General features: G+C 73.0%; 7 protein-coding genes. 2 read left to right on the plus strand and 5 right to left on the minus strand.

Going from position 1 to position 7,724, the window contains the following annotated elements; genetic code table 11:
* Positions 1 to 117 precede the first annotated feature (117 nt).
* Positions 118 to 1,980, plus strand: coding sequence for an ABC transporter ATP-binding protein (locus tag IPZ69_RS45690; protein ID WP_235460841.1), 1,863 nt, complete (start codon positions 118 to 120; stop codon positions 1,978 to 1,980).
* 5 nt (positions 1,981 to 1,985) lie between these two features.
* Here IPZ69_RS45690 and IPZ69_RS45695 read toward each other — a convergent pair whose 3' ends face one another.
* The 4 genes from IPZ69_RS45695 to IPZ69_RS45710 form a co-directional block, all read right to left on the minus strand.
* Positions 1,986 to 2,159, minus strand: coding sequence for a hypothetical protein (locus IPZ69_RS45695; protein ID WP_235460842.1), 174 nt, complete (start codon positions 2,157 to 2,159; stop codon positions 1,986 to 1,988).
* 156 nt (positions 2,160 to 2,315) lie between these two features.
* Positions 2,316 to 2,960: a DUF899 domain-containing protein gene (locus tag IPZ69_RS45700; protein ID WP_235460836.1), complete on the minus strand. Its 645-nt coding sequence runs from the start codon at positions 2,958 to 2,960 to the stop codon at positions 2,316 to 2,318.
* A 94-nt stretch (positions 2,961 to 3,054) separates the two neighbouring features.
* Positions 3,055 to 4,221 carry a cytochrome P450 family protein gene (locus tag IPZ69_RS45705; RefSeq protein ID WP_235460837.1) on the minus strand — a complete coding sequence of 389 codons (1,167 nt, stop codon included), beginning with the start codon at positions 4,219 to 4,221 and terminating at the stop codon, positions 3,055 to 3,057.
* A 21-nt stretch (positions 4,222 to 4,242) separates the two neighbouring features.
* Positions 4,243 to 5,592, minus strand: a complete 1,350-nt coding sequence (locus tag IPZ69_RS45710; RefSeq protein ID WP_235460838.1) for an amidohydrolase — start codon at positions 5,590 to 5,592, stop codon at positions 4,243 to 4,245.
* Positions 5,593 to 5,734: 142 nt separating this feature from the next.
* On the opposite strand from IPZ69_RS45710, the gene IPZ69_RS45715 reads away from it, so the two are divergent.
* Complete coding sequence (locus IPZ69_RS45715) at positions 5,735 to 6,685, plus strand: endonuclease/exonuclease/phosphatase family protein (protein ID WP_235460839.1); 951 nt, start codon at positions 5,735 to 5,737, stop codon at positions 6,683 to 6,685.
* Positions 6,686 to 6,697: 12 nt separating this feature from the next.
* On the opposite strand, the gene IPZ69_RS45720 is transcribed toward IPZ69_RS45715, so the two are convergent.
* Positions 6,698 to 7,724: FUSC family protein (locus IPZ69_RS45720; protein WP_235460840.1), on the minus strand; the 1,027-nt coding region annotated here is incomplete at its 5' end.

Below are 7,724 nucleotides of genomic sequence, written 5' to 3' on the forward strand. Positions count from 1 at the left end.
TAGTGGCCGTTCGGGGTTTTTCGGGGGAGGTTCGTGGTGGGGAAGAGGCACGGCCGGGTCGCGCCCGAGGTGTCGGAGTCGGAACGGCTGTTGTTCGGGGGGCCGTTGCGTTACGACATGGGGTGGAACCAGCACCGGGACGCCTTCCTGGAGCTGGACTTCCGGGCCATGGTCAGAAGGCTGCCCGGGATGCTGGCGTCCAGTTTCCGGCTGGCCAGGCAGGCCGATCCCAAGGCAGCGCGAACCGTGCTGGCGGCCGAGACGGGGCGCGGCCTGGTGCAGGCGGTGAGCCTGCTGGCCGTCAACAGCGTGCTGGGCCGGCTGATCGGCACCGGCACGATCGAGGCGCGGCTGCGCGGCGCCGCCCCCGCCCTCGTCGCCCTGGCCTCCGTCCTGCTCGTCGGCACGCTGCTGCGGGCCGCGTCCACGTACGCCACCGGCCGCCTGGAGCCCAAGGTGGAGCGGGTGGCGACCGAGCAGTACCTGGAGCGCGCGGCGGCCGTAGAGCTGGCCGCGATCGAGGACCACGCCTTCCACAAGCTGCTGGACACCGCGCAGTACGGCGCCGGATCCGCCCGTCGCATGATCATGTACGGCACGCGCGTCGTGAACGCCGTGATCTCGCTCATCGCGGCGGCGGGCGTGCTGACCGTGCTGCACCCGGCCCTGCTCCCGCTGCTCGTGACGATGACCCTGCCGAGCGCCTGGGGTGCGCTGACCAACGCCCGGCGCCGTTACGAGTCGTTCCACATCTGGGTGCAGCACGCCCGCGCCGGACAACTGATCAGCAGCCTGCTCACGGAACCCGCCGCCGCCCCGGAGATCCGTGTGCACGGCGTCGGCCCGTTCCTGCTGCGACACTTCCGGGCGATGTCGGAGACGGCGGAGGCGGAGCAGGCCCGGCTGGCCCGGCTCGCCGCGCGCACGGGGCTGATCGCGGCGGCCTGGACGGGCCTGGCGACGGTGGCGACGTACGCGACGCTGGGCGGGCTGCTGCTGTCCGGGGCGATGGCCCTGTCCGTGGCCGGTACGGCGGTGATCGCGATCCGGACCGGCTCCGCGAGCCTCGACACCCTCGTCCTGGAGATCAACCAGCTGCACGAGGAGGCCCTGTTCGTGGGCGATCTGCAGCGGCTGTACGTCGAGGCGTCCGAGCGCGCCATCCCGGTCGGCGGGGAGCGGCTCCCGGAGAGTCCGAAGGAGATCCGGTTCGAGAACGTCACGTTCAACTACCCGGGTGAGGCCGCCCGCCCCGCCCTCGACGACGTCACGCTCACCCTCCCGCTGGGCCGCATCGTGGCACTCGTGGGCGAGAACGGCTCCGGGAAGACGACCCTGGTCAAGCTGCTCGCGGGCCTGTACAAGCCGGACCGGGGCCGGATCCTGTGGGACGACGTCGACGCGGCGACCGCCGACCGGCACCAGCTCGCCGAGCGCATCGCCATGGTCGCGCAGGACTTCAAGCGCTGGCCCTTCACCGCCCGCGTCAACGTGGCCGTCGGCCGCTCCTCGGCACCCCTGACCGAGGAACGCCTGGCCACCTCGGTCGCCGAGGCGGGCGCTCAGGAGGTGGTCGCGGACCTCCCGCGCGGCCTGGACACCCTGCTGGCCCGCAACTTCAGCGGCGGGCACGAGCTGTCCGGCGGCCAGTGGCAGCGGCTCGGTATCGCCCGGGCCGCGTACCGGCGCGGGCGCATCCTGGTCGTGGACGAACCGACGGCGGCCCTGGACGCCCGGGCCGAACTGGGGGTCTTCGAGAAGATCCGCGCGCTGGCCGGCAACGGCCAGACGGTCGTGCTGATCACCCACCGGCTGGCCTCGGTGCGCCATGCCGACCTGGTGCACGTCCTGGAGCACGGGCGGCTGGTGGAGTCCGGCACGCCCGACGAACTCCTGGCCACGGGCGGCGTCTACGCGGAGCTGTACGGGCTCCAGGCGGAGCAGTTCACCGCGAAGCTGCCCGCCCCGAAGGCGGGCTGAGCCTGCTACTCCGCGCCCTCGCCGCCGCGGACGATCACCAGGAACGTGTCCGTCGCGAGGTCCATGACGACCTCGGCGGGCAGACCTTCCAGACGCCGCGCGTGAGCGAACTCCTCGGCCGGCCACGATCCCCGCGGGCCGCCGGCGGGAAAGCGTTCGAGCACTGTTCGCCCGTTCACCATCCTGCACCTCCAGAAAGCGTCGTACGTGTAGGAGTTAACGCCCTGGAGAGGAAAAAGGCCTCGCTCAGTTGCCGGACTGAGACGTACTTGACACGCACTCAACGCGGAGCGTGAGGATCCGTTGACTTTCCGGCAACTCGGACGCCGTCGGTGTCAGTCCTCGTACTCGTCGTGATACCGCACCCGATCGCTTCCCTCCGGTGCCCGGCCCAGCGCCGTCAGGTCCAGCAGGCCGACGGTCGCGCCCAGCGTGTCGAGGGCGCGCCCGTACGCCGAGTAGGTGTGGAAGACCCGGTCGCGCTCCCGCAGGAAGCAGCTGACACCGGGCCGCTCGACGCACTTACCGCCCCACTCCAGGGTCACCTCGAAGTCCTGGTTGAACTCGTTGTCGTACGACGAGAACCAGGGCACCGCCCATCCCATGCGCGCCTTGAACGGCAGGATTCTCGTGAACGGCGCCCGGGACACGACCGCGAACGACGTGCCGCGCGCGTGGAGATGCGCCAGGTGTCCGATCTGGTCCAGGAACGCCGCGCAGTTGGGGCAGCCGGCCTCCCACCGGGGCGCGAACATGAAGTGGTGCACGACGAGTTGGGTCCGCCCCTGGAACAGGTCCAGGAGGGTCGCCTTGCCGTCGCCGCCCTCGAAGACGTACTCCGTCTCGACCTCGACCATGGGCAGCCGGCGCCGTTCGGCGTTCAACGCGTCACGCGCGCGTGCGGCCGCCTCTTCCTTCGCGAGCAACTCGGCGCGCGCGGCGAGCCACCGCTCGCGCGAGACGATCTCCGGAAGCGACATGGGCCCCTCCTGTACGACGGTCCGTTCGGGGTGGTGACCGACGGGAGGGGCCGAACTCATCGCCGCGCCGCGAGATTTTCCGGACGGGTTTCGTTCAGTACGTCACCGGAAGCGCGACCAGCCCGCGGGCGCGCAGGGACGGCCGCCAGCGCACCTCGTCCGCCGCGAGGGCGAGATCCGGGAGCCGTTCCAGGAGGGCCGCCAGGGCGATCTCGGTCTCGGCGCGGGCCAGCGGCGCGCCCAGGCAGTAGTGGATGCCGTGGCCGAGGGCGAGGTGCCCGGAGGTGTCGCGGCCGAGGTCGAGCCGGTCGGGGTCGGGGAACCGGTCGGGGTCGCGGTTGGCGGCCGAAAGTGACACCCAGACCGTCTCGCCGGCCGGGACGGTGACGTCGCCGATGGTCACGTCCTCGGTCGGGAAGCGCCGGATGGCGAGCAGGGTGGGCCCCTCGTGGCGGGCGAACTCCTCGACGGCGGCCGGGAGTCGCGCGGGGTCCTCGCGCAGCGCGGCCAGTTGCTCGGGGTTCCGCAGCAGGCCCAGGATCGCGTTTCCGATGAGGTGGACGGTGTTCTCGTAGCCGGCGAAGAGGATGAGGAAGGCGAGCGACATCAGTTCGTCCTCGCTGAGCCGGTCGCCCTCGTCGCGCACCGCGATCAGATCGGAGAGCAGGTCGTCGGCGGGCTCCTTGCGCTTGTCGGCGAGGAGCCCGGTGAGGAAGCCGAGCATGGACACCATCGCCTGCCGGCCCGCGTCGGGGTGTGCCGGGTCGGGGGCCATGAGGGTGTCGGTCCAGCCACGGAAGTCCGGGCGGTGGTCCTCCGGGATGCCGAGCAGGTCGCAGATGACGGCGATCGGCAGGGGTGCGGCGTAGGAGGCGATCAGGTCGGCGCTGCCGTGCGGGCCTAGCGCGTCCAGGAGGCGGTCGGCGGTGCGCCGCACGGGCTCGCGGAGTTCCTGGACGCGACCCGGGGTGAAGGCGCGGCCGACGAGCCGCCGGATACGGGTGTGGTCCGGCGGGTCCATGTTGAGGAGGTTGGCGTCGAGCGCGGGCGGCAGGGCGAATCCCTTGTACGTGCCCGCGGTGGCATGGCTCCGGTCCAACGAGAGCCTCGGGTCGGCGAGGGCGGCGCGGACGTCCTCGTACCGGGTGACCAGCCAGGCCGGGGTTCCGTCGGGCCCGGCGATGCGGTGCACCGGCGCGCTGTCGCGCAGACGCCGGTAGACGTCGTAGGGGTGGTCGATGAGGCCGTCGGCAAGATCCATGGGTTCCACCCTAAGGAACCGTCAGGTGTCGTACTCCTGGATGCGCCGCCCGTGGCTCCGGTCGACGAGCGCGGGCAGCCGGCCCTCCAACTCCCGTACCACCTCCGGCACATCGATGGTCAGCAGTTCGCGGTCGCGCATCAGGACCCGTCCGTCGACGATGGTGGTGCGGACGTCGCAGGAGCGGGCGCTGTGCACGAGGGTGGCGGCGAGGTCGTGGACCGGCCGGGTGTGCGGGCCGGTGAGGTCGACGAGGACGAGGTCGGCCCGGCGTCCGGCCGCGAGCGTGCCGATGCGGTCGCCGAGTCCGACCGCCCGCGCGCTCTGCACGGTCGCGTGGTGCAGGGCCTGGCGGGACGTCAGCCAGCGCGGGTCGCCCTCGGTGGACTTCTGGATCAGGGACGTCAGGGCCATCGACTCCCACACGTCCAGGGAGTTGTTGGAGGCGGCGCCGTCCGTGGCGAGTCCGACCGGGACGCCGGCCGCGCGCAGAGCCCGTACCGGTGTGGTGGTGGGCCAGGCGAACTTGAGGTAGCCGCGCGGCGCGGTCGCCACCGCCGTACGGCCCGCCGTGCGCTCCAGCAGCGGCAGGTCGCGTTCGACGATGCCGGTGCCGTGGGCGAGGAGCAGGTCGGTGTCGAGGAGTCCGGTGCGGTCCAGGACCTCGATCGGGGTCACGCCGTGCCGGGCGAGGCTGGTGTCGGTCTGGTCGCGGTTCTCGGCGGCGTGCAGATGAACGGGCAGGCCGTGCTCGCGGGCCAGTTCGGCGGTGGCGGTGAGGTCGGCGTCGGTGACGGTGTAGGGGGCGTGCGGGGCCAGCGCGGTGGTGATCCGGCCGTTCGCGCTCCCGCGGTGCCGCAGCGCGAACTCCACCGACCTCTCCCGCCCTTCGGCTCCCTGCGAGGAGAAGTACGCCTCCCCCAGATGGGCCCGGATGCCGCACTCGGCGACGACGGCCGCGACCGCGTCCATGGCGAAATAGTGGTCGGCGAAGCAGGTCACGCCACCGCGGATCATCTCGGCGCAGGCCAGCCGCGCCCCCAACTCCACGTCCCGCTCGGTCAGGTTGGACTCGACGGGCCAGACGACGTCGTTGAACCACTCCTCGGTCGGCAGGTCCTCGGCGAGGCCGCGCAGGGCGACCATTGGCGCGTGCGTGTGACAGTTGATCAGACCGGGCATCGCGACCTGGCCGCGGGCGTCGAGCCGCTCGGCGGCGGGCAGGTCCCGGACCGCCGCCGAATCGGTCACCGACTCCACGACCCCGTCCCGTACGACGATCGCGGCGTCCTCCCGGAACCCGATCCGTTCCTGATCGTCGTGCACGAGCGCGGTGCATCCGGTGATGACGAGGTCGGCGGGTGCGGTCATCGCGCCAACGTACGGCAGTGTCGTCGCACCGCGTGAGCCGAACCGCGCATCCTGTCACGGCTCTGTCGCCGGACGGGCCGGGCGAGCACCGTGGGACCTGTCGCAGCACCGCCCGCCTCCCGGCTTCTGGAAGGAGCCCGGCATGCTCCTGGGTACCTGGAACCTAGAGAACCTCTATCGCCCCGGCGGCCCGTACGGCCCCAACGACAAGGCCGCGTACGAGACGAAGCTCGCCTCCCTCACCGCCGTCATCACCGAGCTCGACCCGGCACTGCTCGGCGTCCAGGAGGTCGGGGAGCCCGGCGCCCTGGAGGACCTGGCCGGGATGCTGGACGGCGACTGGCACCTGGCCCTGTCCGCGCACCCCGACGGCCGTGGCATCCGCGTCGGCTTCCTCAGCCGTACGGAACTGCGGGTGGTGGCCGACACGACCGCGTTCCCGGCGAAGCTGCGCCCGGTGCAGGAGGACGACTCGGGCGAGGGGGTCTCCCAAGCGGGACGCGGTTTCCTGGCGGTGACGACGGAGACCGGGGCGGGGTCGCTGACGGTGGCGGTGTCCCACCTCAAGTCGAAGCTGCTGTCGTATCCCGGAGGCCGGTTCGTGCCCAAGGACGAGGGCGAACGGGCGCGCTTCGGGGCGTACGCGCTCTACCGACGGGCCGCCGAGGCGACGGCCCTGCGCGCGCTGGCCGACGAGTTGCTGGCCGGCGAGGGCCGTACCCGCGACGTGGCCGTCCTCGGCGACATGAACGACGAGGTCCTGGCCGCGACCACGCAGATCCTGCTCGGCCCGCCCGGCTCCGAGTTCGGCACGCCCGGCTTCGACCGCCCCGACAAGGGCGACGCGGTACGGCTGTGGGACGTGGCGCCGCTGATACCGGCCGACCAGCGCTACTCCCGTGTCAACTCCGGCCGCCGCGAGCTGATCGACCACATCCTGGTCAGCCATCACCTGGCCCACCGGATTGCGGAAGCCGGCACCGGGCTCCCCGGCGCTCAGGCGCCGCGCCTGCCGTCGGTGGGCCCGGATCCCGCCGAGCGGCGGGACGCGCCGGGGTCGGACCACGCGCCGGTGTGGGTGCGGATCGGCTAGCCGAGGCGATGGTCAGGCGGCTGCGGGCGTCCCGGCGCGCGGAGCCGGGAGCCCCAGCCTCCCCCATCGCCCCCGCTCCAGTTCCAGCTCCGCCAGGAGCTCGTCGAGGCGCCGGGTGTGGTCCGGCGTGAGGCCTCCCGTGTCGTCGAGGTGCACGGCGCACGCCGTGGTCGTGTCCACGAGCCGTTCCAGGACGGCCGCGACGGCGTCCGTGCCCTCGGTGTGCCGGGCCAGGGCGGGCAGTTCGGCGGCAGCGAGGGCGATGGCGGTACGGGCCTCGGCGAGGGTGCGGTAGGCCTCGCGCCGCAGGGCCCAGCGCCCGGTGCGGTCGTCGGAGTCGCTGAGAACGTGGACGAGGTAGGCGTGCGCGGCGCCCCCGGCCGCGGCGAGCCGCGCCCGTACGCCGCCCCCCCGCTCCCCCGGCATCGGCAGATGCCCCACGATCAGCACGATCGCGCAGGCCAGCAGCGTCTCCCCGATCCGGCTGGCGGAGGCCTGCGGCTCGCCGCCGACCATGACGAGGGCCAGGACGAGCACCGTGACCACGGCGGTCAGGGCGGCGAAGTGCCGGATGGCGACAGGGATGAGCGCCCCGCTGACGGCCACCAGCGCGACCAGCCCCGCCGGCCGGGGCAGCACGGCGGCGAGGGCGGCGAAGACGAGTGCGCCGAGCACGGTCCCCGCCGCCCGGCACAGGACCCGGGACGCGAGCGGCCCGAGGTCGGGCTTGACCAGGAAGACGGCGGTGACGGGCAGCCAGTACCAGTGCTGGTGCTGGCCGTACCAGCGGGCGTGGTGCAGGGCCTGGGCGATGGCGGCACTGGCACCGAGGCACAGGGCGACGCGCAGGCCGTACTCGCGGCCGCCGGTGCCGAGGGCGATGCGGAGGAGGGCGCGGGCGTCGCGGGGGCGGGTGTGGAGGCGATGCTCGTGCCGGTGATGGTGCTCGGGCCGGTGTGGGTACCGGTGCCGCGTGCCCTCGGCGCGGTCGAACGCCTCGGCGGCGTGCAGGAGGGCCTCGTCGAGGGCGCGGAGGGCG

This window comes from Streptomyces olivochromogenes (assembly GCF_021538895.1).
In the GTDB taxonomy this organism is placed as follows: domain Bacteria; phylum Actinomycetota; class Actinomycetes; order Streptomycetales; family Streptomycetaceae; genus Streptomyces; species Streptomyces olivochromogenes_A.